Here is a 21,989-nt window from a genome sequence, read left to right as displayed (position 1 = left end):
CTCAAACGGGTTCAACTGCCGACCGGGCTGGTGCTGCTGGCTTTTCATTGCCGAACACCGCCACATAGACGGTCGGCAGCAGCACCAGCGTCAGCAGCGTGGCCACCAGCAGGCCGCCCATGATGGCGAATGCCATCGGCCCCCAGAACACGGTCGGTGCGATCGGAATCAAGCCCAGCACGGTCGAAACTGCCGCCAGCAACATCGGCCGGAAACGACCGGTGGCCGAGGCCATCACCGCTTCCAGCACGCCTTTGCCATCGGCTCGGTCGGTCTCGATCTGCACGATCAAAATCACCGCGTTCTTGGCAATCATACCGATCAAGGCCAGCACGCCGAGGATGGCCACGAAGCCCAGCGGCCGGTTAAAGGCCAGCAGCGCCATCACCACACCGATCAAGCCCAGCGGCATGATGGCCACCACCATCGCCAGGCGCCTGAAGCTCACCAGCATGATCATCATGATGAAGAGCATCAGGCCGATCATCAACGGCACGACCGCAAACACCGATTGGCTGGAGGTCTTGCTTTCTTCATACATGCCGCCGGTTACGACCTGGTACTGCGCGGGCAGCTTGGCCGAAAACTCGGCGATCTTCGGCGCCAGGCTCGTCACCACGTCATCCGGGCTGCCGCCGGGCATCACGTCGGCCCGCACGGTCAGCGTTGGCAGGCGGTCGCGGCGCCAGACCAAGGGGAACTCCTGCTCTTCGCTCAGCGTGGCGAACTGGCTCAGCGGCACCATGCGCCCGCTCGGCGTGGGCACTTGCAGCGAGCGCAAGGTGTCGAATGATGCGCGCTCACTGTCGACAGCGCGGGCCATCACATTGACCGTGTAGATGTCGTCGCGCACCTGTGTCACTGCGGTGCCGGTGACGGCAGCGTTCAGCACATTGCCAATGGCTGCTGAGCTGATGCCGAGTTGGCGTGCCTGATCTTGGTTGACCGTGACGTGCAATTGGCGCGCCGGCTCCATCCAGTCGAAGTTGACATGGCGGGTGCGTTGATCGGAGCCCAGAATTTGCGCTAACTCCAAGGACAGGCGGCGTACCTCGTCCTTGTCAGGCCCGGTCAGCCGGTATTGCAGCGGCCAGCCCACCGGTGGGCCCAGCTCCAGCGGCGAGACCCGCGCGATCACCTCGGGGAACTGCTCGGCCAAGACCTTGTCCAGCTTGGTGCGCAGGCGTTCGCGCGCTTCGAGGTCCTTGGTGACGATCACAAACTGGCCAAAGAAGGGATCGGCCAACTGCACATTCAAGGTCAGGATAAAACGGATCGCGCCGCGCCCGACATAGCTGCTGTAATGGTCAACGTCCGGGTCGCCTTTCAGCACTTCTTCCAGGCGTTTGACCTGCGTCTCGGTCGCGTAGATCGAGGAGTTCTGACGCAGCGTGATGTCCACGGTCAGCTCGGGCCGATCAGACGCCGGGAAGAACTGTTGCGGCACCAGGCGCAGCAAGAACAGCGAGAGCACGAAGGCGCCCAGCGTCAGGCCTATGGTCAGCCACTTCATGCGAATCGCGCCGGCCAGGAAGGCACTGTAGCCATCCATCAGCTTGCTCGGCTTGGCCTCGGCTTCGGCTGCTTCTCCTGCCTTGGGCGGCTTCAGCAAGGCCTTGCCGATCAGCGGCGCAAACAGCACCGCCACCAACCAGGACGCGATCAGCGCGATGCCGACCACCGAGAAGATCGAGAAGGTGTATTCACCGGCCGAGCTTTGCGCAAAGCCGATCGGTACAAAGCTGGCGATCGTCACCAGGGTGCCGATCAACATCGGCGCGGCCAGGGTGCGGTAGGCAAAAGTGGCTGCCTGGTCCGGCGTGTCGCCGGCGCCGAGGCGGCGAATCATCGCGTCCACCGTCGTCATCGCGTCGTCCACCAAGAGCGCCAGCGCAATGATCAAAGCGCCGAGCGAAATGCGGTGCAGGTCGATATGCAGGATGCCCATCACGGCGAATACGATCGCCAGCGTGAACGGGATCGCCAGCGCCACCACTGTACCGGGGCGCATGCCGAGGCTGACAAAACTGCAGACCAGGATGATCACAATGGCCTGCCAGAGCGAGGTCATGAAGTCGCTGATGGCGACATCGACCGACACGGCTTGATCGGCCACCAGCGTCGACTCGATGCCATGCGGCAAATTGCTGCTGATCGCAGCCATTTCGGTGCGGATATTCTTGCCCAAGGTCAGGATGTCGCCGGCATCGCGCATAGCGATCGCCAGACCAATGGCGGGCTTGCCATTGACGCGGAACATCGGCTGCGGTGGGTCGACCAAACCGCGCCGCACTTTGGCAATATCGCCCAGGCGGAAGATGCGCTCACCGGCGACGATATTGACCGCCTCGATATCGGCTTCGGAGTCGAAGGCGCCGCTGACGCGCAGGAACACGCGCTCTTTCTCGGTCTGAATCGTGCCCGAGGGGCGCACCATGTTTTGCGCCTGCAAGGTGGCCAGAATGCTGCTGATGTTCAGGCGCAGACCGGCTAGCTTTTCGGCCGAGAACTCGATGAAGATCTGCTCGTCTTGCGCGCCCAGCACTTCGATCTTGGAGACATCGGGCACATGCAGCAGGCGCGAGCGGGCGTCCTCGACATGGTCGCGCAGCTCGCGGAAGTTGAAGCCATCGGCGGTGAAGGCGTAGATGATGCCGAAGGTGTCGCCGAAGTCGTCGTTGAAGAAAGGCCCGGCTGTGCCGGCGGGCAGGGTGTGGCGAATATCGCCGATGTTCTTGCGCACCTGGTACCAGACATCCGCAATCGCGGCCGGCGGCGTGGACTGTTTCAGGTCAATGAAGATGGTCGTTTGCCCGGCCGTCGTGTAGGAGCGGATGCGGTCTAGATGATCGGTCTCTTGCAGCTTGCGCTCCAGGCGTTCGGTCAGCTGCTTGAGCGTTTCATCGACGGTGGCGCCAGGCCACCCCGCGCCTATCACCATGGTGCGAATGGTGATGGCCGGGTCTTCGCCGCGCCCCAGGCGCAAGAAAGCAAAGCTGCCGGCAATGACGGACACCAGCATGATGAAGATGACCAGCGAGCGCTTGGACAGCGCCCACTCGGAGAGATTCGGCCCGATCACGATTTAGTCTCGAGCAAACGGACCTTCTGGCCCGGACGCAGTGCTTGCACGCCAGCGGTGACGATGATGTCGCCGGCGCTCAAGCCGCTGGCCACCTGGACGGTGCTGGCGTCCGAGCTTCGCACCGTGATTGTGCGCAGCGACACGGTGTTGGCTTTGGGCTCGACCACCCAGACGGCGGTCTTGCCTTCGGCGCGCACCAAGGCGGCCGATGGAATCTGCACGCCCGCGACCGCGTCGAGCTGAATGCGACCTGTGACGGTGCTGCCCAGGCGCATGGCGGCCGGCGGGTCAATCAAACGCACGCGCACGGCGAAGGTGCCGGTGACGGCGTCGGCGCGTGGTGACACCTCGCGCACCTTGCCGTTGGCGGTGATCTTGGGGTCATTGCTCATGCTGACCGTGACCTGCGGGTTCTTGGGCATCACGTCCTTGGTCTGGCCGGGCACGTCGAAGACGGCATCACGCGCACCGTCGCGCGCGACTTGGATGATCATGCGGCCGGCCGAAACGATCTCGCCCGGCTGTGGGCCACGAGCGGTCACCACGCCGGATACGTCGGACACCAGGCGCGTATAGCTGAGGCGGTTTTGCGCCAGATTGACCTGCGCTTGCGCCGCTTCAATTTGCGCCTCGGCGGTCTTCAGCAGCGCCTCGGCTTGGTCAAACTGCGCCCGCGACACGGCGGATTCGGCGACCAGATCGCGCATGCGCACATGGTTGTTGCGGGCCTCGACCAGTTGCGCGCGTGCGGCGGCCTGTTGGGCGCGTGCCGCTTGCAGGCCGCTCTCTTCGTTTTGCGGGTCCAGCCGCGCGATCAGCTGACCGGGGCGCACGCTATCGCCGATGTCGACGGTGCGCTCGATCATGCGGCCGTCGACGCGGAAGGATTGGTTGATCTCGGTCTGCGCCTGTACCGTGCCAGTGAGGGCCACCGTGCCGCTGCTGGCCAACTTGTCTATCGTCATCACGCGCGCCGGGCGGATCTCGGGCGGCGGCGCTTCGGCCGTGCGATTGCAGGCGCTCAGGGCGGCCAGCGCAATCATGGACATCAAGGCGGTGCCAACCCTGAGCGAAGGGCGGCGCGGGGCACGCAGAGTGATGAAGTTATCAGACACGGGGCGGTTCCGATCAAGGCTGCGGTTAGTTTGCACGCCGCATGGCGACAAATAAGGAATTACTCAATGGACTAACGATCCAGGGCTCAAAAAGCCAGGCGGATTGTAGGTAGGCTTTGTGACGGCCTATTGGCCCCAAAGTGGTGCCTATGAGGCCTCAAGAAAACAGTAGCGCCCGCTGCCCGCCGCCCCCATTTTGGCGAGCGGTGAGTGGCGGGCGTCGTGTGTTTGGCCGGTTTAGAAGTCGACCGCGTCGCGCACGATCGGGCAGGTCATGCAGTGGCCGCCGCCACGTCCGCGGCCAAGTTCGGCGCCGACGATGGTGATGACCTCAATGCCTTCCTTGCGCAGCAGCGTGTTGGTGTAGGTATTGCGGTCGTAGGCATAGACCACGCCTGGTGACGCGCAGACCAAGTTGGCGCCGCTGTCCCACTGCGTACGCTCGCGCTGGTAATCGGTACCGCCGGCTTCGACGACGCGCAGCTTCTTCAAGCCCAGCGATTCGGCCACCACGTCGACAAACGGCTTGTTCTCTGCGTGCAGCTCGATCCCGCTCGGGTGATCGCTCGGGCGATAGGAGAAGGTGCGGGTCTGGTTCATGAAGTCCGGCGCCAGCAGCACACAGTCGCGGTCGGCGAAGGTGAAGACGGTGTCCAGATGCATGGCGGCACGGATCTTGGGCATCGCTGCCACGATCACGCGCTCGGCCGCGCCCTTCTTGAACAGCGTCGCGGCCAGTTGGCTGATCGCCTGGCGCGAGGTGCGCTCGCTCATGCCGATCAAGACATTGCCCTTGCCGATAGGCATCACGTCGCCGCCTTCCAGCGTGGCCAGGCCGTGGTCTTCGGTCGGGTCGCCCCACCAGACATTGACTTGCCCAGCGAAGTCGGGGTGGAACTTGTAAATCGCCGTGGTGAGGATGGTTTCCTCGTGGCGCGCCGGCCAGTACAGCGGGTTGAGCGTCACGCCGCCATAGATCCAGCAGGTCGTGTCCCGTGTGTACAGCGTGTTAGGCAAGGGCGCCAACAGGTACTCGGTGACGCCGGCCGCGTCGCGCACGACCGAGAAAGACGAACCACCGACCGACTCGGGGAATTCATTGGTCGACAGGCCGCCGATCAAGACTTCGGCCAGCGTACGGTTGTCCAGGCCTTCCAGGTAGCCGCGCAGCTCGTTGACGAAGCCCAGACCGATTTGATTGGGTACGACCTGATTGTCGAGAATCCACTTCTTGCCCTCGGCCACGGCCAGGGTCTCGGCCAGCAGATTGTGCATTTCCAGCACTTCGATGCCGCGGTCGCGCATCTTGCTGACGAAGTCGAAGTGGTCGCGCTTGGCGTTCTCCACCCACAGCACGTCGTCGAATAAAAGGGAATCGCAGTTGGACGGTGTCAGGCGCGCATGTGCGCGGCCTGGCGCACACACCATTACCTTGCGCAGTTGGCCGACTTCCGAATGGACGCCGAACTTCACTTCACTTGCAGTTGTCATGATGATCTCCGTTGGTAATTACTAGCTTTTTCACTGCCTAAATTGCTACGGCGCCGGTGGCCAGACCGTAGACGCCATAGATGGCCGCTGCGACGATGACGCCGAAGGTGACCCAATCCGATGTCTTCGCGAACACCGGTTTGCCTTGCTCGCGCCGCGCGATGAAATAGAGCACGGTGCCCGGCGCAAACAACACGGCCGACAGGACGATGAATTTCAGACCGCCGGCGTAAATCATGAACAAGGTGTACAGCACCGCCAGGGTGGAAAGGATCAGGTCGCGCTGACGCTCTTGCGGCAGCACGTCGTAGGTCTCGCCGCGCTTGGCGATCATCAAGCCGTAGGCTGCGACGAACAGGTAAGGAATCAAGGTCGTCGCGCTGGTCAGGTTGAGCATCAGCGAGAAGGCGTCACGCGACCAGTAGGTGGAGATCACGATCAGCTGAATCACGCCGCTGGTCCACCACAGCGCCGTCACCGGCACATTGTTCTTGTTGACCCTGGCGAAGGCCTTGGGCATGTCTTTGGACTTGCCGGCGGCGAACATCACTTCGGCGCAAATCAGCGCCCAAGCCAGGTAGGCGCCCAGCACCGAGACCAACAGACCGACGCTGACAAAGATGGCACCCCAGGGTCCGACCACGGACTCCAACACGCCCGCCATCGAAGGCTGGCGCATGCCGGCAATCTCGGCGCGCTGCATCACCGCGTAAGGCAGCAGCGATACCAGGACCATCAGGCAGGTCACGCTGATGAAGCCCAGGATGGTGGCCTTGCCGACGTCGGCGCGGTCCTTGGCGAAGCGCGAATAGACGCTGGCGCCTTCGATGCCGATGAACACAAACACGGTCACCAGCATCGTCGCCCGCACCTGCTCGAACAAGCCGGTGGTGAGGTCGCCGCCATACAAGTTGAAGCTGAACAGATCCATCTTGAAGGAGAAGAACATGATCACGATGAAGATGGCGATAGGGATCACCTTGGCCACCGTGACGATGCTGTTGATGAAGGCAGCTTGCTGCACACCGCGCAGGATCAGGAAGTGGAAGGACCAGATACCCAGGGAGGCCACGGCGATCGCGACCGCCGTGTTGCCGTCGCCGAAGATGGGGAAGAAGGCACCCAGCGTCGATTTGATCAAGACCCAGTAGGAGACGTTGCCGATGCAGCTGCCGATCCAGTAACCGAAGGCGGACAAGAAGCCCGGGTAATCTCCAAAGCCTTCGCGGGCATAGGCATAGACGCCGGCGTCGATCTCGGGTTTGCGCTCGGCCAGGGCCTGGAATACGCGGGCCAGCATATACATGCCGGTGCCGGCGATCACCCAGGCGATCAAGGCGCCCAGTGGGCCGGTGGCATTCGCGAAGGTGCGCGGCAGCGAGAAGATGCCCGCTCCCACCATCCCCCCCACCACCATGGCCGTCAAGCCCATGCGTGACATCTTTTGCTCAGCCATGTCTCACGTCCTTCTTGATATTGATTTGGATTCAGGTCAACCCTGCTACTCACCAGGGCGTATTGCGGCAGATCAACTAACGCTCAATCGCAGCGCAGCTTGGCGCAGTATCTGCCAGCTTTCTTGCATGAAAGTAGACTTGCGATTCCGGAAATTCATTGTGAGATAACTTTCCAGCTGCGTGCATCTTGGGTTAACCCGGAGTACCCCCTAGAATGAAGTTAACAACTGCTCACTCACTTATGGTGCCAAGCAATCATCTGATCCATCGCCTGCCACGACACCTGAAGATGAGCGAGCTGCGCGTGTTTCTGGCCGTGTTCCAGTTGCGCAGCTTCCACAAGGCGGCGGCAGCCGTTCACTTGACGCAGCCGGCGGTGACCAAGTCGATCGCCGGCTTGGAGCAGATGCTGGGCGTCAAGCTGTTCGAGCGCCTGGCCAGTGGCGTCGAGCCGACCGCTTATGGTCTGAGCTTTGCACCGCGTGCTTTTGCCGTTTTCGAGGAGTTGCGTCATGCCGCGCAGGACTTGGCCAGCTTGAGCAGCGGCGCTGCCGGCTCCTTGCGCATAGGCACGGTGCCTATGCCCGCCATCCCTTTTTTGCCGGTCGCCATCAAGCGCCTGTGTGCAGCGCAGCCGCATAGCGCGGTGACCGTGGTCGAGGGGCGCGAGGCCGAGTTGCTGGAGCGCTTGCGCAGAGGCGATATTGAGCTGGCGCTGTTGCGGCTCTCGCTGTTTGAACTCGATGTCGACTTGCAGGCGCAGACCTTGTTCGAGGAGTGCTTGATGGTGCTGGCCGGGAACGATCATCCGCTGACAAAGCGCAAGCAGCTGACATGGCCCGAGCTGCTGGAACAGCGCTGGGTGTTGCCGCCCCCGGACTGTGTTTTCTATGAATTCGTGCTGCGTAGCTTGGCGGAACTGGGCCTGGCGATGCCGCGCGCGGCTGTTGAGGCCTATTCTGTGCCGGTGCAGGTCGGGCTGACCCAGCATGGAGGCATGTTGTCTTTTGGCATGCGTTCGCGCTTTGAGTTCGGTGATCAAAGGCATCGTTTGGCGCGCTTGTCCATAGAGCTGCCCTGCGCCGCAAAACCCGTGGCTGCAGTATGGTTAAGGGCACGCGAGGCGAGCCCGCTGGCGCAACAGCTGCTAGAACATGTGCAGGCTCAATGTGCTGAGCAACAAGTGGTTTATCCTTGATTCGAGGTTGAGTAAAGCCTCCCTAACCTTGAATTGGGTTGGGCTTGATATTTTGTTCCTGCCGTCGCAGTGCGCGTGTAGACTGCGCGCCGAACTGCTGTGTTACTGCTGCTGTACCAAGCGCTGCGAGCTGCGAGCGATGCCCCGCAGGCGCAGGCCGATTTTTGATGGAAACCAACTGAGAAACTGATATGAGCAATTTTTGGGACTCGATCCTGCTGATGATTTCGGCCTTTGTGTTTGTGGCCTATCTGATCATCATGTTCCAGATCGTTGTCGATCTGTTCCGGGACGACGAGATGGGCGGCGGCTCCAAGGTCTTGTGGATTATTGGCCTGATCTTTGTGCCTATGCTGACGGCCATCATCTACATCGTTGCACGCGGCAAGGGCATGTCCAACCGTCAAAACGCCAGCGTCAAGCGTGCGCAGTCCGAGACCGAGGCCTATATCAAGGGCGTGGCGGGCAAGTCGCCGGCGGCCGATATTGCCGAAGCCAAGGCTTTGCTCGATGCCGGCACTATCACTGCCGACGAGTTCGCCAAACTCAAGGCCAAAGCTTTGGCCTGATGCTTGGCTGATGCTTAGCTGATGCATAGCGCCCTGCCGACTGTTGGTCGGCAGGGCGTTTCTTTTTCTTGTCTTCGCGGAGTAGCCTCATGCACAAGCGCTCATCATCACACCGTCTGCTGCGTCTCACTTTGTTGTTGGGCGCGGCGCTGGCCCCGTTGACAGCGCGGGCGGATATCAATTTGCTGGCACCTAGCCGCACGCTGGACCCGAGCCAGCCCTTCAAGCTCAGCTTGATGCTGAGCGCCGAAGCAGAGGCTCGTTCCTATGCGCTGCCAGAAGTGTTGCGGGTCACGCTAACGCCGGACTTGGGCGCGCAGGCAAGTGTGAGCCTGCGACTGGAGTCGCCGCTGCCGCCCCAGATCGATCTGCATGCGGGCGAGTTCTTGCGCATCAACTACGTCGGCGAGTTGCCGGCCAATCTGCGCGGCCGGGTGCGTATCGACGCGCTGGATCTTGACGCGCCGGGCATGCTGGTGCAACTGTCGACGCCGAACGCGGCAGCGCCAGCCATTGCCGCCGCGCCGGCAGAGGCCGCGAGCCCCCCAGCCGTCACGACCTTGGCCGTGCGCGCCGAAAGCGACCCCAATTTGCAGGACCAAGGGCGCTTGAGCTTCAATGAGCCGATGTTTGCCGCGATCGGCCCCGGCATCGAGGCCAATGCGAAGTTTCAGATCAGCTTCAAGCTGCGCTTGTATGAGTCAGCCGACAAGCTCTCGCGGCGCTTTGTCGACAATTTGTACTTTGGCTACACGCAGACCGCCTTCTGGGATCTGACCGGCGAGTCCAAGCCGTTTGTGGACACCAAGTACAAGCCCGGCTTCTTCTACCAGTCGCCTAGCACCGGCTGGCGAGTGGCGGGCAATGAGGTCGGTTTTGCGGCCGGCTATGAGCATGAATCGAATGGACGGGATGATGTTGATTCAAAGTCGCGCAGCATCGACATCTTGTATGTGAAGCCCTTGTTCACCTTTGGTGACAGCACGGGCTTCCACACCACCTTTGAGCCCAAGCTCTATGCCTATCTCGACAAGTCAGAGAACCCGGACATGGGCAAGTACCGCGGCTACGGGGATTTCCGCTTCACCTACGGCAAGAACAATGATTGGCAGATTGCCATGGACCTGCGCAAGGGCACGCTGTCCAAGGCCTTCAGCGCCGATGTGCAGGCCAGTTACCCGCTGAATCGCTTTGTGCCTGGGCTGTCGGGTTACTTGATGGCACAGTATTTCAATGGCTACGGCGAGACCCTGCTCAACTACAACAAGCGCGAGCCCTGGGCGCTGCGCCTGGGCTACGCGATCTGGCGTTGATACAAGCGGCGACTCACTCGGCTTTCAATCGTCATTCATTGATTCATTCCGCAGGCCGGCCGGGCGGGGCGGTCGCCCAGGGCTGGCGCGACCTAGCCATGTGATAGCCGAAGTCGTAAAGCATATTCATCTGCACGGGATCGAAGGTCTCGGCGCTGGCCATGCTGACGTCGTTGGGAATCGTCACCCACTGAAAGCCAGCGCCCTGCTGCTGGGCGTGGCCGTAGATGCGGAACAAATCACCCAGTACAGCGACGCGACCGGTGGCGTCCAGCACGCGAATCGCAATCGCCGACATCGAGCGTGGCACCGGGTCGGGCACCGGCAGCAGCTGGCCGTTGTGGATGACGAAGAAGTCTTCGCGGCCGACGCCCAGGCCGCCGCGCTCCTGAATGATTGAAGACCGGTAGACCCCGCCGGTCACAAAGACGCGCGAACCGACGCCGCCGTCCACATGCATTTCGTCGTAGCCGCGCCCCTCTGCGCCAACCTCAACCTTGAAGTACACCGGCGGGAACGCCACTGGAATCGAGGCCGAGGCCAGCATCACCTGGCGAAATAGCTCAAGCGCCTCGGGTCGACCGCTGCTTGCGATCAGTCCCATATTCCAGACCACGAAGGCGCGCGCGTCGAGGTCGGCTGTGCCGATATAAAGCCGGCGCCCTTGCTGGTGTGCGGCGGCGATCTGGCGCAGGAATTCAGCGTCGATATGGCGCTCGATGATGGTCGCCAGTGGCTTGGTGTTGGCCAGGGCTTCCCCCGCCAGCACCTGGCGTAGCACCGAACCGAGCGTGAAAATATCGCGCGTACTGGTGGTGGTGTAGAACTCGCGCAAGGCCTGGTCATAGCTGGGGCCAAGGAAGGCAAATGGCGCCATCAGCGCCCCGGTGGACACGCCAGTGACCACCTTGAAAACCGGCCGGCTGCCAATGCTGGTCCAACCGTTCAAAAAACCGGCACCGAAAGCGCCATTGGCCCCGCCGCCCGACAGGGCCAGATGCGGATAGCTGACCGAGCCGTCTGCGCCGGCGGGAAATTCATTGCTTGATTCCATTTTGAATGAGGCCGCCAGATCGGCCTCCATCGCCGCGTTCGGCGCGCCGGCCCTGGCCCTGATATCGGGCATGCCGGGTATCGCGGCATTGGCCGATTCATGGGCCGGTACTGGATTGCGCGGCAAGGCGCCGCAGGCACTCAACAGAATCAGCCCGCCGAGCATGCCGGCGCGCGCTATGGCCCGCAAGGCGGCCCCCAAGATCGTCGATGACATCAAGCTTCCCCTCCTTTTGGGGCGGCGCGTAGAGACTCCTAACGCGATTCTCCGCTGTACACTGAGCTGCTATTTCCACTAGCGCCAGCGCATGATACCCAGGCCTCGGCGCGGTGTCTTATCTCTTCAAGTCAATGGAGGTTTGTATGGTCAAGACGATTCTGGCGGCACTGTTGATAACGGCATCCGCCATCGGGGCTACAGCAAGCGCCCAAGTCGGTGGTCAAGGCAGCCCGAATGGCGGCCCCAATACCTTGGGCAAGATCAAGGCGGCCAAGACGATCAATGTCGCCTACTCCGCCGATTCTTTGCCGTTCTCGTTCACCGGCCCGGACAAGGCGCCGCTGGGTTTCTCGATTGACCTGTGCAAGCGCGTGATTGCACAGATTGGCCGCACGGTCGGTGAGCCTAACTTGACAGTTAACTGGATGGCCGGCTCGGTCAGCGAACGCCTGCAGATGGTGGCAACGGGCCGTGCCGATCTGGACTGCGCCAACACCACCCAGACGCAGAGCCGTTTGGCTCATGTCGATTTCTCCAATTTGATCTTCATCGACGGCGGTGGCTTGCTGGTCAAGTCCGGCTCGACCATCAACCAGGTCAGCGATCTGGCCGGCAAGAAGATTGCAGTGCTCAAGGGCACGACGACCGAAGCTCGGTTGGCCGAGGTTTTGCGCCTGCGCCTGGTCAATGCCGGCTTGGTGCCCGTCAACGATGCGGCGGCTGGCCTGGCGATGCTGGAGGCGGGCACCGTTGATGCCCTGGCCAGCGACAAGGTCAAACTGGTGGGCCTGGCGATTCAAGCCAAGGAGCCGGCCAAGCTGGCGTTGGTGGCCGAAGACTTCTCGATCGAACCTTATGCTTTGGCACTGCCGCGCAATGACTCGGCACTGCGGCTGGAAGTCAACAAGGCCTTGACGCAAGTCTATGCGGGAGGCGACATCGAGAGCATCTTTGCGCAATGGTTGGGTAAGCTGGGTCGCCCCACGGGTCTGTTGTCGGCGATGTTTTTGTTGAACTCGATTCCCGAGTAAGCTGGCGCGTCTGTTTTAACTTTCTGGAGTAGTCAAGTGATCAATTTTTCAAGTATTCGCCGCGTCGCCACTGTTTTCACCGCCGGCCTGGCGCTGATGCTGGCCGCCTGCAGCACGCCGCCCGCGTTCCAAGTGACCCAGCCTGCCACGCGTGATGGCGTGGTCGAGTCCATCGTCCAAGGCCAGGTGCAAAACGGCAACGCCACCGGCGGCGCCATCGCCGGCGCGGTGATCGGTGGCCTGCTGGGCAACCAGGTCGGCGGCGGTCGCGGTCAGACGGCGGCCACCGTCGTCGGCGCTGGCGCTGGTGCAATGGCCGGCAACCACCTGGCTTCGCAGCAGACCCTGGTCTGGCAGATCGGTGTGCGCTATGACGACGGCAGCCGCGCGACGATCGAGCAGACCTCGGCGCCTGCGCTGCGCATTGGCGACCGCGTGCGCGTGTCGGCCAACGGCATTCAGCAACTGTGATTGAGGCCGGCGCCGTATGAAGCGACGTAGCTTTGTGGGCGCCGCTGCCGGCGCCGGCTTTTTCTTGAGCGGCTGTGATTTCTCTTTGCGCGATGGGGTGCTCAACCCCTGCGTGCCGGAATTGCCGGCAGATCTGCGTGAGCATCCCTTGGTGCAAGCCGCATGGCGCGGCATCGATGCCGGCAAGGTCTGGGACAGCCATTGCCATGCTTTCGGTGATGGCGCGTCGGGCAGCGGGCTTTGGTTCAACCCGCGTCTGAACAACATCTGGAAGCCTGTCGGCTACGCGCAAAAGGCGATGTACGTCAATGCGTCTTGCGTGGACGAGTCGGCCGGCCGCGCCGACCAGAGTTTTGTTGAACGCCTGCTGGCGCAATGCCGGGCCATGGCGCCAGGCTTCAAAGTAATGCTGTTCGGCTTCGACTGGGCGCGCGATGAGGCGGGCGCGGCAATGCCGGAGCGCTCCACCTTTCATGTGCCCGACAAATACGTAGCCGGCTTGGCGAAAAGCCATTCGGCCCAGATCGAATGGGTGGCCTCGATTCACCCCTATGACCCCGCCGCGCTAGACCGGCTCGACGCCGCCGCAGCGCAGGGTGCCAGAGCCATCAAGTGGCTGCCGTCGGCGCAGAATATCGACCCGGCCGATGCTCGCTGCGACCGCTACTTTGCCAAGTTGGCGGCCTTGAAGATGCCGCTGATCAGCCATGCCGGCGATGAGCGTGCCGTGCATGGCTTCGGTGAGCATTTGGGTAACCCATTACGTCTGCGGCGCCCGCTGGATGCCGGTGTGAAAGTGGTGATTGCGCATTGCGCCTCGCTCGGCGTGGGCGAAGACATTGACAGTGCGAGTGGGGCCATGCTGCCCAATTTCGAGCTGTTTGCGCGCTTGATGGATGAGCCGGGCTACCGCAGCAACTTGCTCGGCGACATTGCCGCCGTCACGCAAGGTAACCGGATGGGCGTGCTGTCCAAGCTGTTGGAGCGGCCCGAGTGGCACAGCCGTTTGGTCAATGGCTCCGACTACCCGCTGCCCGGCATCGTGCCGCTGATCTACCTGAAGGCGGTGGTCGAGCAAAAGATGCTGGACCCGGCCGCGCTCGACACCTTGCGACGGTTGCGCGAAGTCAATGTCTTGTTGTTTGATTTTGTGCTCAAGCGCAGCCTCAATCTGAATGGACGCGGCTTTGCACCGGCGACCTTCGAAACCGCAAGTTTCTTTAGGCGGCCTGCTTGATGCAGGGGGCCCGACTCAAACACTTAGGAGACCTAGAAGATGAAGCAAACTCGATGGCTTAAGCTGGCGCTGAGTACGCTGGCGCTGGTGGCAATTGCGGCTTGTGCGCCGCTGGCTGACGGCGGATCAAAAGCTCCCGTGGCCGACCCCGCCCACAGCAGCCGCAATGCGCTCGACTGGGCCGGCACTTACGCGGGCACCTTGCCCTGCGCCAACTGCCCCGGCGTGCAGACCCGGCTGCGGCTGAACCGGGATGAGAGTTTCGAGTTGTCGGTCCAATACCTGGACCGGGACCCGGCGCCCAAGGTGTCACGCGGCCGTTTCACATGGAGCCCCAATGGCAATGCGATCACCCTCGATGAGCAAGGCAGCGGGCGTCAGTTATTGGTCGGTGAGGGTCGTGTTGCCCTGTTGCCCGCAGGCGCCGCAGCCACTTGGCCGCAGGATGCTCAGCGCCAGTTGATGCGTTTGAGCCCCTTGGCCGCAGCCGAGTTGCCACGCACGCTCGAGGCGCATCGTTGGACGCTGGTTTGGGCCACAGACGCGCAGGGCCAGCCGATTGCGGGCCTGCCGGCCGTGACGCCGCGCGAGATTCATTTCAGTTTCAGCGCCGGCCGTTTCAATATCGAAGGCGGCTGCAACCGCATGATGAGCGGCTACCAGATTGATGCCGAGGGCAAACTGAGTTTCAGCCGCATGGCTTCGACGATGATGGCTTGCGAGCCTGCTGCCATGAAGGTGGATGCGGCTTTGGCGGAGTTGCTTGCTGCACCGTTGAAGAGCGAGGTACTGGCCGGCACGGCGACGACGCTGCGCTTGACCGGGCCCAGCAATGCGACGCTGTTCTTCACCGGTCAGATGACGCCCGAGGCGCGTTACGGTCAGGCGACGCGGGTGTTCATGGAAGTGAGCGCCAGCCAGGTGGCCTGTAAGAACGCCCAAGGAGCCGATGCGCAATGCCTGCAGGTGCGCGAGCGCCGCTTTGATGAGCAAGGCTTGAACGTGGGCACGCCCGGTGCCTGGCTGCCTTTTGCTGAAACGATCGAAGGTTATACGCACAAGCCTGGTGTGCGCAATGTGCTGCGGCTGAAGCGTTTTGATCGCGCGGCCGTAGGCGGCGGCGCACCCTATCTGTACGTACTTGACTTGGTGGTTGAATCGGCGATAGAAAAGCCTTGATGCGGCCTGGCCGATTTGTTGTTCGTGAATCTTTTTACACAGGAGTGCTCAGCATGAAATTTGCATCTACTCTGGCCGTGTTGGCCACCGCAGTACTGGCCGCCGGTTGCCAATCCACGTCGGTCCGCTCGGCCTGGTTCGACACCGACTTCAAAGGCCCACCGATGAGCAAGATCGTCGTCGCCGGCAGTATCAATTCGGTTGCCGAAGATCGTTTGGTGGAAGAGGTCTTCGTCGAGCGCATGCGCGCAGCGGGGGTGGACGCGTTGGCCGGCCACACGTTGCGTCTGGATGACCCCAATTTGTCGCAGGCGGACTTTGAAGCCGCCGTGAAGGGCACCGGCGCCCAAGGCCTGCTGCTGGTCCGGGTGCTGGGAGTGGATCAGCGCACGCAAGTCTCCACCACCATGGTGCATGGCGGCATGGGCTGGGGTCACAACTCCTGGGGCCCAAGCAACAGCTGGGGCGGCATGTACTCGCGCGGCAGTTTCCCGGTTCAGGAGGTGCGTCAGTACGATCTGGCCACAGTCGAGACCAAGCTGTTTGACGTGAGCACCCGGCGCCTGGTGTGGGCGGTCACGACCACCACCTTCAACCCGCGCTCGGTCGCGCAGGAAGCACCGCCGTTTGCCAACCTGATCATTGGTCAGCTCAAGAGCCGCGAGATCATTGCGGTCAAATAAGGCGCGGCTTTGTTGGCGCGGAACGGGCCCCTGGGCCCGTTTTTTTTCGTTCGTGAAACTTGTTTCCCCAATGTCTTTTGCCAAAACTCAATCCCGAATTGCAGCATCCGCTACCCGAGGGTGCGTTTGGCGCTACTCGGCATAACAAGAAAATTGAGCGGTCATTTGAGCTGACACTGTGTGTTGACGCGAACTTGCTGCCGAGGCCGATCAATCGGCTTTCTCAAAAGAATCACAGGGGGACAACATGAAATTTTCATCAAGAGCTTTGGGGCGGGCGCCTATCTTGTACGCCAGCTCCGGTGTGCCTAGCGTTGCAGGTGGGGTTCGCAGGCAACTGCTGGCAGCAGCGGCTCTGGCCCTGCTGGGTGCGGCGGCATTGAGCGCCTGCGGTGGCGGCGATACGGTGCCGCCATCGCTTGCGGAAAATGCACAGCAGGTCAGCGATGAGGCGGTACAGCGCGGTTTGGCCGGGGCCGTATTTGGCAGCGTGCGCGTGCAGGCTGAGTCCATCGGCCATAGCGGCGTGCTCAAGCAGGGCGCTGCCCCGCTGCTGACGGGCGACGAGTACTTCTTGTTGGCGTCCAACACCAAAGCCATGACCGCGATGGTGGCGGCGAGCCTGGTGGACAGCGGTAAGCTGCGCTGGGACAGCCGCGTCGTCGACCTGCTGCCGCAACTGAAGGCCGGCATCTTGCCCGATTATCAAGACCTGACGCTGTTGCAGCTGCTCAGCCACAAGGCCGGCTTGCGGCAGATGAACAGGTCCGAAGAGTACACGCCTTACTGGGCCTATTTGCGTGCCCGCGGGCCGCTGCCGACAGACCCGCAGGCGGCTCGAGCTGCCTACCTGCCTTGGCTGCTGGCGCAGCCGCCGGCGACAAAGCCGGGGGGCAATTTCCTTTACTCCAACGCCGGCTATGTATTGGCGGCTCAGATGGTAGAAGCCGCTGCGGGCAAGCCTTTTGAGACTGTGTTCGAGCAGCTCGTGCAGGGCAGCTTGGGCGTCAGTGGGCGCTGGTTCTGGTCGCGCCCGATCACGCCGCCCAACCTGTTCGGCCATTGGAGTAACGGTCCAGCCCAGCTGACGCCGGCTGCGCCATTGTTGAACGATGTTGACCAGGTCGAACAATTGATGGCCACACCCTCGGGCGGCTTCAGCGTCACGCCGCAAGGCTATACACGCTGGTTGCGCTGGCATCTCTTGGCATTGCAGGGCCAAAGCACGCCCTTGCCGGCGGCCTATGTGGCGCGGCTCAAGTCCTTGAATGAGGGCGGCTATGAGTTGGGCTGGGGCGGCCTGAAGGTCAATGGCGCCACGGTCTTGGCCCATGAAGGCGCATTCGCGGGTTTCTGGAGCATTGCCTGGGTCGACCAGCAGGGCAAAAACGCCAGCTTTGGCTTGAGCAACACCTTTGGCGATTGGGTCAGCCAAGTGATGCAGAGCGGGGCCAAGCGGCTTGACGCGCTGGCCCGCTCGGGGCCGTAGGCAAGTCTTGCCGAAGTGGGCGGCCAGGGATGCTACTTCTTGGCGCCCTTGGCAACCCACAAATAGAGATTGAGGGCCAGGATCACCAGCGCCACCGGCACGCCGATATCGAACAGCGAGGCGTCACCGGTCCAGGACATGATTTGGCCCAAAAAGGTGACCGCCATCACCGCAATGACGACCGTTACCAACGTGGTCTTGAGGTCCTCGAAGGTGTTGATCTGCAGCCGCGACGCCATCTTCAGCTCCGGGTTGATGAATAACTCGTAGAGGCCGAGTGCCAGGATCAGCATCACGGTGCCGAGCAGGAACAGATCGAAGATCTCGATGAAGTAAAGCATCAGGCCCTTGGCGCCCTTGGTCGACACTTCCGCCGAGCCCAGCGTGCGCGCGATCACCGCCATGGTGTCGATGAGGCCATAGGCATACAGCGCCACCGCCGACAGCAGCGAGCCGATCACGGCCGCCAACACCAGAAACCGGCTGGCGTTCAAGATCTTCATCATGATGCTAAAAGCTCCTTGTCTAGGGAAGCTCTGCACAAATCAGGCCGGTCCGTGCAAGCGCGGTCTCGGGCGGTCTGCTGCGTTACATTTTTCGCCAATAGCTACGGCTATTGGCTTCAAACTGCGCCTTGCAGTCCATCCCGATCCGCACTGCCCGGCCTCGCCCCGATTTATGCAGAGCTTCCCAGCGCTGCTGCGTGTCGCCCTAGTTACCGGCGGGCTCCAGCCAGCCTTAGAACGAACCGAACATCGAACCCAGGACAACGACGGCAATCAGCCCCAGGATCGCGCTGACGATGCCGACCATCACGATGTCGAAGTAACTCTCTTTGTGCGTGACACCGCAGACGGCCAGCATGGTTACGACCGCGCCGTTGTGCGGCAAGCTGTCGAGCGAGCCGGCGCCAATCACCGCCACGCGGTGCATCAGAGCCGGGTCAATGCCGTACTGGTAGGCCATGGCCATATAGGTCTCGCCCAAAGCGCCCAGCGCTATCGTCAAGCCGCCCGAGGCAGAGCCGGTCAGCGCCGACAACACATTGGTCGCAATCGCCAGGCCGACCAGCGGCCCGCCTTCGATGGTCAGCACCCATTCACGCACGACCGCAAAGGCCGGCAAGGCGGCGACCACGGCGCCGAAGCCGACCAGGCTGGCCACGCTGATGACAGGCAGGGCCGCGGCATTCAGGCCGGCGTCGACAGTGTCACGCAAGCTCTGCAAGCGGCTGCGATTGAATGCATACAAGACCAGGATCGCAGCGCCCAGCGCCAGCAGCACTGACCAGACGCCGCCGACGCTGGCGATGGTCGTGCCGCCCCAGCGCGGCTCGGCCAGGAAGCTGGTGTCCAGGCGCGGCAGCACCAGCAGCGACATGGTCAGGTTGACCGCCATCACCACGATCAGCGGCAACAGCGCAATGCCAATGCTGGGCAGTTGCGCGCTGCGCGCGCCATGCTCAAGCTCGGCGGGGTCAAACTCGCGCGAGGCGGTGGCGCGCTCGCGCAGCATGGTGTCGTTTGCCGCATCCGTCGCCGAAGCGGCCGGTCCGCCAAAACCCTCGCCGGCACGGCGCGCGGCCGCCTCCGAGCGGCTCAACCACCACATGCCAAAGCCGAACATGATGGCCGCAGCGATAAAGCCTAGGCCGGGTGCGGCAAAGGGCGTGGTCTCGAAAAACGGCATCGGGATCGCGTTTTGAATCGCCGGGGAACCGGGCAGGGCCGACATCGTGAAGGTCGCCGTGCCCAGCATCACGGCACCGGGCAAGAGGCGGTTCGGAATATCGGCAGCCTTGAACAGCGCCTGGCCCATCGGCGCCAAGACAAACATCGCCACGAACAGGCTGACGCCGCCGTAGGTGACCAAGGCGCCCGCCAGGACTACTGAAAGAATGGCCCGCTTGCTGCCCAGCTTTTCGGTGATGAACTGTGCGATCGCGCTGACCGAACCGCTGTCGGCCATCAGCTTGCCGAACAGCGCGCCGAGCAGGAAGAGGGGGAAGAAGGAGGCGATGAAACCGGCCGCCGAGCCCATAAAGGTCTGCGTCCAATGCGCCAGCAGCGGCTCACCCGCAAAGCCTGCCGCAATAAGCGCAGCGACCGGTGCCAGACCCAGCACACTCCAGCCGCGAAACGCCAGCCAGACCAGCAGGCCCAGGCCTAAAAGTATGCCGAGCAAGCCCATGGTTATTGCACCTCCAGCATCGCGTTCAGATCGAGCGAGGACTTCACGCCCAGCGCATCGCCATGGGTTTCAAGGAACAGCTCGGCGGTGCGCCGGCCTTCGTCGCGCAGACCGCAGAGGAACTTCCACTCGGTAATCATCTTGGAGCTGGAGTCGAGTTCGGTGACCCGGTCGGTGGCGATGCGGTGCATGCGCATGCGCGCCCATTGCCCGCCTTCGCCGCTGTCCGCATCGGCGCATTGATGCAGCAGTGCAATCATGCGCAACTCTTTGAGCAGCGGCGCGTTGAAGGAAATCTCGTTCAGCCGGTTGGCAATATCGCGCGCGGTCTTGGGGATAGCTTCGCGCACGATAGGATTGATCTGCACCAGAATCGTGTCGCGCGATTTGCATTCCCGCACCAGCGGCGTGATGGTCGGGTTGCCCGAATAGCCGCCATCCCAGTAGAACTCGCCATCGATTTCGACCGACTGGAACATGGTCGGCAAGCAGCCCGAGGCCAGCAGCACCTCGGGCGTGATCTCGGCATTGCGGAACACCCGGCCGCTGCCGGTGCGCACATTGGTCGCGGTGATGAAGAGGCGGATTGGCGCCGTGGCCAGGCACTCAAAATCAACCGTCTTGGCGAGGATGTCGCTGAGCGGATTCTTGCCGCTGGGGTTCAAGTCATAGGGCGAGAACACCTGCGTCATCATCTCGGCGGCGCGGTACATTGGCGAGTTGTCCAGCGTCCACTGGCCGCTCATGATGTCCATGATGCTGCGCTTCATCGGGCTGAATTTGGCGCCGTCGGAGACCAGCTTCCAGAAATCTTCCAGCGCGGCCTTGGCGCCGTGGGCGCCGCCATGGGCATGGCCGCTGGCCATCACCGCGGCGTTCATGGCTCCCGCCGAGGTGCCTGAAATGCCGTCGATGCTGAGCCATTCTTCCTCGAGCAGGCGGTCCAACACGCCCCAGGTGAAGGCGCCGTGGGCACCGCCCCCTTGCAGCGCGAGATCAACCAGAACGGGCTTGCGATTTTGGGGGGAGGTGTTTTTGTGCATTGCAGCATATTAATGCCGCTTGTGTGACAAATACACCCCTAGGTGCTTCATTGAGCGGCAATTTTGCGCTCAACGCCACTGCACCAGGGAAACCCCTAGGCCGATCCCATAGTTGTGGAAGTTGTAGTTTTGCAGCGAGTCCGCATAGCCGCCAAAGCCGCGCACATAACCGTGTAGCTCGCTGAACAAGGGGAAAGCCCATTCGATCTGCACATTGCTGCGGTTTGGTGTACTGGTGTTGATCTTCAGATTGTTCTGTAGTGTGGCCGAAACGATATGGTCGCCGAAGTTGTAGATCGCCTGCACTTCGATGCGGCCGGCGTAGTCGCTGATGTCGGGGTTGTTGTCGGTGGCCGCTGTCTCTTTGACGCGCCACCAGGGCTTGACGAAGAGGCTCAAGCCGCCCGAGGTGGCGCCCAAGGTCGCGTAGATCCGGTTCCAGGAGCGGGACAAGGGGTCGGTCTGGCCGTTTGATTGGTGCACCAGACCCAGATTGAGCATGCGCAGCTGAAACGCATCTGAGCCCAGCCTGAGCGGCAGGGTCACAAAGGTTTCGGGTTGGTAATTGGATTCGCGAAAGGGGCGCGAATCTTCAGCGTTGTAGACCTGCCAGAAGCTCTGCTGTGTATAAGCCGCCCACCAGTCGATCTCGCTGCCCAAGATGTTTTGCATCATCTTGGTCTTCAGGCTGATTTGGAACTTGGCCTCAAGGTTCTTGTTGTTTTCGCCCGCGCCAAATGCGGTGTTGCGGGGGTTGGGCGAGCTGGGGTTGCGGTTGACATGCTGGCGCCAGCTGACCGGCAAGACATAGACCGGCAGATGAGGCTTGACCTTGAAGATGCCATCCTTGGTTTCGGGGTCGAGCTGGAAGCGCTCGGAGAAGGACTGGCCGGTCCACTTGGTCGGCGCCGACTCCGACGCGGCCGCAAGCATCGGTGCCGAAGCTGCCGGTGTGGCAGCCGCAGCCGCAGCCGTAGCTGTGCCTGGCGCTACCCGGCCGGCAGCCCGGTCATAACAGGCCAAACGCTCGGCATCTAGATTGATCTCGCTGCAAGTCTGTGCCGCGGCAGCCAGCGGCGCCAGCGCGCTCAAACCGAGGGAAAGTAGACGGATTTTGTTCATGGTCGCAGCTGGGTGAGGGGATGAGCGAGGTGCCTTCGCTGGC

At 62.2% G+C, this 21,989-nt stretch carries 18 protein-coding genes; 9 read left to right on the top strand and 9 right to left on the bottom strand.

The genetic code is table 11. The annotated features are described in order from the left end of the window. Nucleotide 1: 1 nt before the first annotated feature. From LNV09_RS04190 to LNV09_RS04175, 4 genes are all read right to left on the bottom strand, one after another. The gene (locus LNV09_RS04190; RefSeq protein ID WP_263555827.1) at nt 2-3,082 is read right to left on the bottom strand and encodes an efflux RND transporter permease subunit; all 3,081 of its coding nucleotides are present in this window, start codon (nt 3,080-3,082) and stop codon (nt 2-4) included. Continuing rightward, nucleotides 3,079-4,200 carry an efflux RND transporter periplasmic adaptor subunit gene (locus tag LNV09_RS04185; RefSeq protein ID WP_263555826.1) on the bottom strand — a complete coding sequence of 374 codons (1,122 nt, stop codon included), beginning with the start codon at nt 4,198-4,200 and terminating at the stop codon, nt 3,079-3,081. The genes LNV09_RS04190 and LNV09_RS04185 overlap by 4 nt, the downstream gene beginning before the upstream one ends. A 237-nt stretch (nt 4,201-4,437) precedes the next feature. After that, nucleotides 4,438-5,691 carry an arginine deiminase gene (locus tag LNV09_RS04180; RefSeq protein ID WP_263555825.1) on the bottom strand — a complete coding sequence of 418 codons (1,254 nt, stop codon included), beginning with the start codon at nt 5,689-5,691 and terminating at the stop codon, nt 4,438-4,440. Nucleotides 5,692-5,728: 37 nt separating this feature from the next. Next, entirely contained in the window at nt 5,729-7,147 is a 1,419-nt protein-coding gene (locus LNV09_RS04175) for a basic amino acid/polyamine antiporter (protein WP_263555824.1), read from the bottom strand. Nucleotides 7,148-7,437: 290 nt separating this feature from the next. Between LNV09_RS04175 and LNV09_RS04170 the strand changes: the two genes are divergently transcribed. The 3 genes from LNV09_RS04170 to LNV09_RS04160 all read left to right on the top strand — a co-directional run bounded on the left by LNV09_RS04170 (nt 7,438) and on the right by LNV09_RS04160 (nt 10,228). Then, a complete protein-coding gene (locus LNV09_RS04170; RefSeq protein ID WP_263555823.1) occupies nt 7,438-8,346 on the top strand; it encodes a LysR family transcriptional regulator in 909 nt (302 codons plus the stop codon). Between the two features lie 191 nt (nt 8,347-8,537). Further along, on the top strand, nt 8,538-8,915 hold the full coding sequence (locus LNV09_RS04165; RefSeq protein WP_263555822.1) for an SHOCT domain-containing protein: 378 nt from the start codon (nt 8,538-8,540) through the stop codon (nt 8,913-8,915). An 89-nt stretch (nt 8,916-9,004) separates the two neighbouring features. Further along, complete coding sequence (locus LNV09_RS04160) at nt 9,005-10,228, top strand: phospholipase A (protein WP_263555821.1); 1,224 nt, start codon at nt 9,005-9,007, stop codon at nt 10,226-10,228. A 43-nt stretch (nt 10,229-10,271) separates the two neighbouring features. On the opposite strand, the gene LNV09_RS04155 is transcribed toward LNV09_RS04160, so the two are convergent. Beyond that, complete coding sequence (locus LNV09_RS04155; protein ID WP_263555820.1) at nt 10,272-11,498, bottom strand: patatin-like phospholipase family protein; 1,227 nt, start codon at nt 11,496-11,498, stop codon at nt 10,272-10,274. Between the two features lie 146 nt (nt 11,499-11,644). On the opposite strand from LNV09_RS04155, the gene LNV09_RS04150 reads away from it, so the two are divergent. From LNV09_RS04150 to LNV09_RS04125, 6 genes are all read left to right on the top strand, one after another. Beyond that, on the top strand, nt 11,645-12,532 hold the full coding sequence (locus tag LNV09_RS04150) for an amino acid ABC transporter substrate-binding protein (RefSeq protein ID WP_263555819.1): 888 nt from the start codon (nt 11,645-11,647) through the stop codon (nt 12,530-12,532). Nucleotides 12,533-12,568: 36 nt separating this feature from the next. Then, nucleotides 12,569-13,003 carry an outer membrane lipoprotein gene (locus tag LNV09_RS04145; RefSeq protein WP_263555818.1) on the top strand — a complete coding sequence of 145 codons (435 nt, stop codon included), beginning with the start codon at nt 12,569-12,571 and terminating at the stop codon, nt 13,001-13,003. Between the two features lie 16 nt (nt 13,004-13,019). Next, complete coding sequence (locus LNV09_RS04140; protein ID WP_263555817.1) at nt 13,020-14,240, top strand: amidohydrolase family protein; 1,221 nt, start codon at nt 13,020-13,022, stop codon at nt 14,238-14,240. A gap of 39 nt (nt 14,241-14,279) precedes the next feature. Next, on the top strand, nt 14,280-15,419 hold the full coding sequence (locus LNV09_RS04135; RefSeq protein ID WP_263555816.1) for an META domain-containing protein: 1,140 nt from the start codon (nt 14,280-14,282) through the stop codon (nt 15,417-15,419). A 53-nt stretch (nt 15,420-15,472) separates the two neighbouring features. Next, nucleotides 15,473-16,102: a DUF4136 domain-containing protein gene (locus LNV09_RS04130; protein WP_263555815.1), complete on the top strand. Its 630-nt coding sequence runs from the start codon at nt 15,473-15,475 to the stop codon at nt 16,100-16,102. A 247-nt stretch (nt 16,103-16,349) separates the two neighbouring features. Next, nucleotides 16,350-17,591, top strand: a complete 1,242-nt coding sequence (locus LNV09_RS04125; protein WP_263555814.1) for a serine hydrolase domain-containing protein — start codon at nt 16,350-16,352, stop codon at nt 17,589-17,591. A gap of 32 nt (nt 17,592-17,623) precedes the next feature. On the opposite strand, the gene LNV09_RS04120 is transcribed toward LNV09_RS04125, so the two are convergent. From LNV09_RS04120 to LNV09_RS04105, 4 genes are all read right to left on the bottom strand, one after another. Then, nucleotides 17,624-18,097, bottom strand: a complete 474-nt coding sequence (locus LNV09_RS04120; protein ID WP_263555813.1) for a YqhA family protein — start codon at nt 18,095-18,097, stop codon at nt 17,624-17,626. Between the two features lie 232 nt (nt 18,098-18,329). Next, nucleotides 18,330-19,781: a GntP family permease gene (locus LNV09_RS04115; RefSeq protein ID WP_263555812.1), complete on the bottom strand. Its 1,452-nt coding sequence runs from the start codon at nt 19,779-19,781 to the stop codon at nt 18,330-18,332. Nucleotides 19,782-19,783: 2 nt separating this feature from the next. Continuing rightward, nucleotides 19,784-20,824, bottom strand: a complete 1,041-nt coding sequence (locus tag LNV09_RS04110; protein ID WP_263555811.1) for a patatin-like phospholipase family protein — start codon at nt 20,822-20,824, stop codon at nt 19,784-19,786. 69 nt (nt 20,825-20,893) lie between these two features. Then, nucleotides 20,894-21,946 carry a phospholipase A gene (locus LNV09_RS04105; RefSeq protein WP_263555810.1) on the bottom strand — a complete coding sequence of 351 codons (1,053 nt, stop codon included), beginning with the start codon at nt 21,944-21,946 and terminating at the stop codon, nt 20,894-20,896. Nucleotides 21,947-21,989 lie beyond the last annotated feature (43 nt).

Origin of the sequence: Paucibacter sp. B2R-40, from assembly GCF_025717555.1 — a bacterium.
Classification (GTDB): domain Bacteria; phylum Pseudomonadota; class Gammaproteobacteria; order Burkholderiales; family Burkholderiaceae_C; genus Paucibacter_A.
This window is presented reverse-complemented; position numbering and strand designations above follow the sequence as displayed.

Bases quoted from the DNA above. Each gene is read 5' to 3' on its own strand.
- LNV09_RS04180 (WP_263555825.1), bottom strand. From the start codon at position 5,691: ATGACAACTGCAAGTGAAGTGAAGTTCGGCGTCCATTCGGAAGTCGGC.
- LNV09_RS04175 (WP_263555824.1), bottom strand. From the start codon at position 7,147: ATGGCTGAGCAAAAGATGTCACGCATGGGCTTGACGGCCATGGTGGTG.
- LNV09_RS04170 (WP_263555823.1), top strand. From the start codon at position 7,438: ATGAGCGAGCTGCGCGTGTTTCTGGCCGTGTTCCAGTTGCGCAGCTTC.
- LNV09_RS04165 (WP_263555822.1), top strand. From the start codon at position 8,538: ATGAGCAATTTTTGGGACTCGATCCTGCTGATGATTTCGGCCTTTGTG.
- LNV09_RS04160 (WP_263555821.1), top strand. From the start codon at position 9,005: ATGCACAAGCGCTCATCATCACACCGTCTGCTGCGTCTCACTTTGTTG.
- LNV09_RS04155 (WP_263555820.1), bottom strand. From the start codon at position 11,498: ATGTCATCGACGATCTTGGGGGCCGCCTTGCGGGCCATAGCGCGCGCC.
- LNV09_RS04150 (WP_263555819.1), top strand. From the start codon at position 11,645: ATGGTCAAGACGATTCTGGCGGCACTGTTGATAACGGCATCCGCCATC.
- LNV09_RS04140 (WP_263555817.1), top strand. From the start codon at position 13,020: ATGAAGCGACGTAGCTTTGTGGGCGCCGCTGCCGGCGCCGGCTTTTTC.
- LNV09_RS04135 (WP_263555816.1), top strand. From the start codon at position 14,280: ATGAAGCAAACTCGATGGCTTAAGCTGGCGCTGAGTACGCTGGCGCTG.
- LNV09_RS04130 (WP_263555815.1), top strand. From the start codon at position 15,473: ATGAAATTTGCATCTACTCTGGCCGTGTTGGCCACCGCAGTACTGGCC.
- LNV09_RS04125 (WP_263555814.1), top strand. From the start codon at position 16,350: ATGAAATTTTCATCAAGAGCTTTGGGGCGGGCGCCTATCTTGTACGCC.
- LNV09_RS04120 (WP_263555813.1), bottom strand. From the start codon at position 18,097: ATGATGAAGATCTTGAACGCCAGCCGGTTTCTGGTGTTGGCGGCCGTG.
- LNV09_RS04115 (WP_263555812.1), bottom strand. From the start codon at position 19,781: ATGGGCTTGCTCGGCATACTTTTAGGCCTGGGCCTGCTGGTCTGGCTG.
- LNV09_RS04110 (WP_263555811.1), bottom strand. From the start codon at position 20,824: ATGCACAAAAACACCTCCCCCCAAAATCGCAAGCCCGTTCTGGTTGAT.
- LNV09_RS04105 (WP_263555810.1), bottom strand. From the start codon at position 21,946: ATGAACAAAATCCGTCTACTTTCCCTCGGTTTGAGCGCGCTGGCGCCG.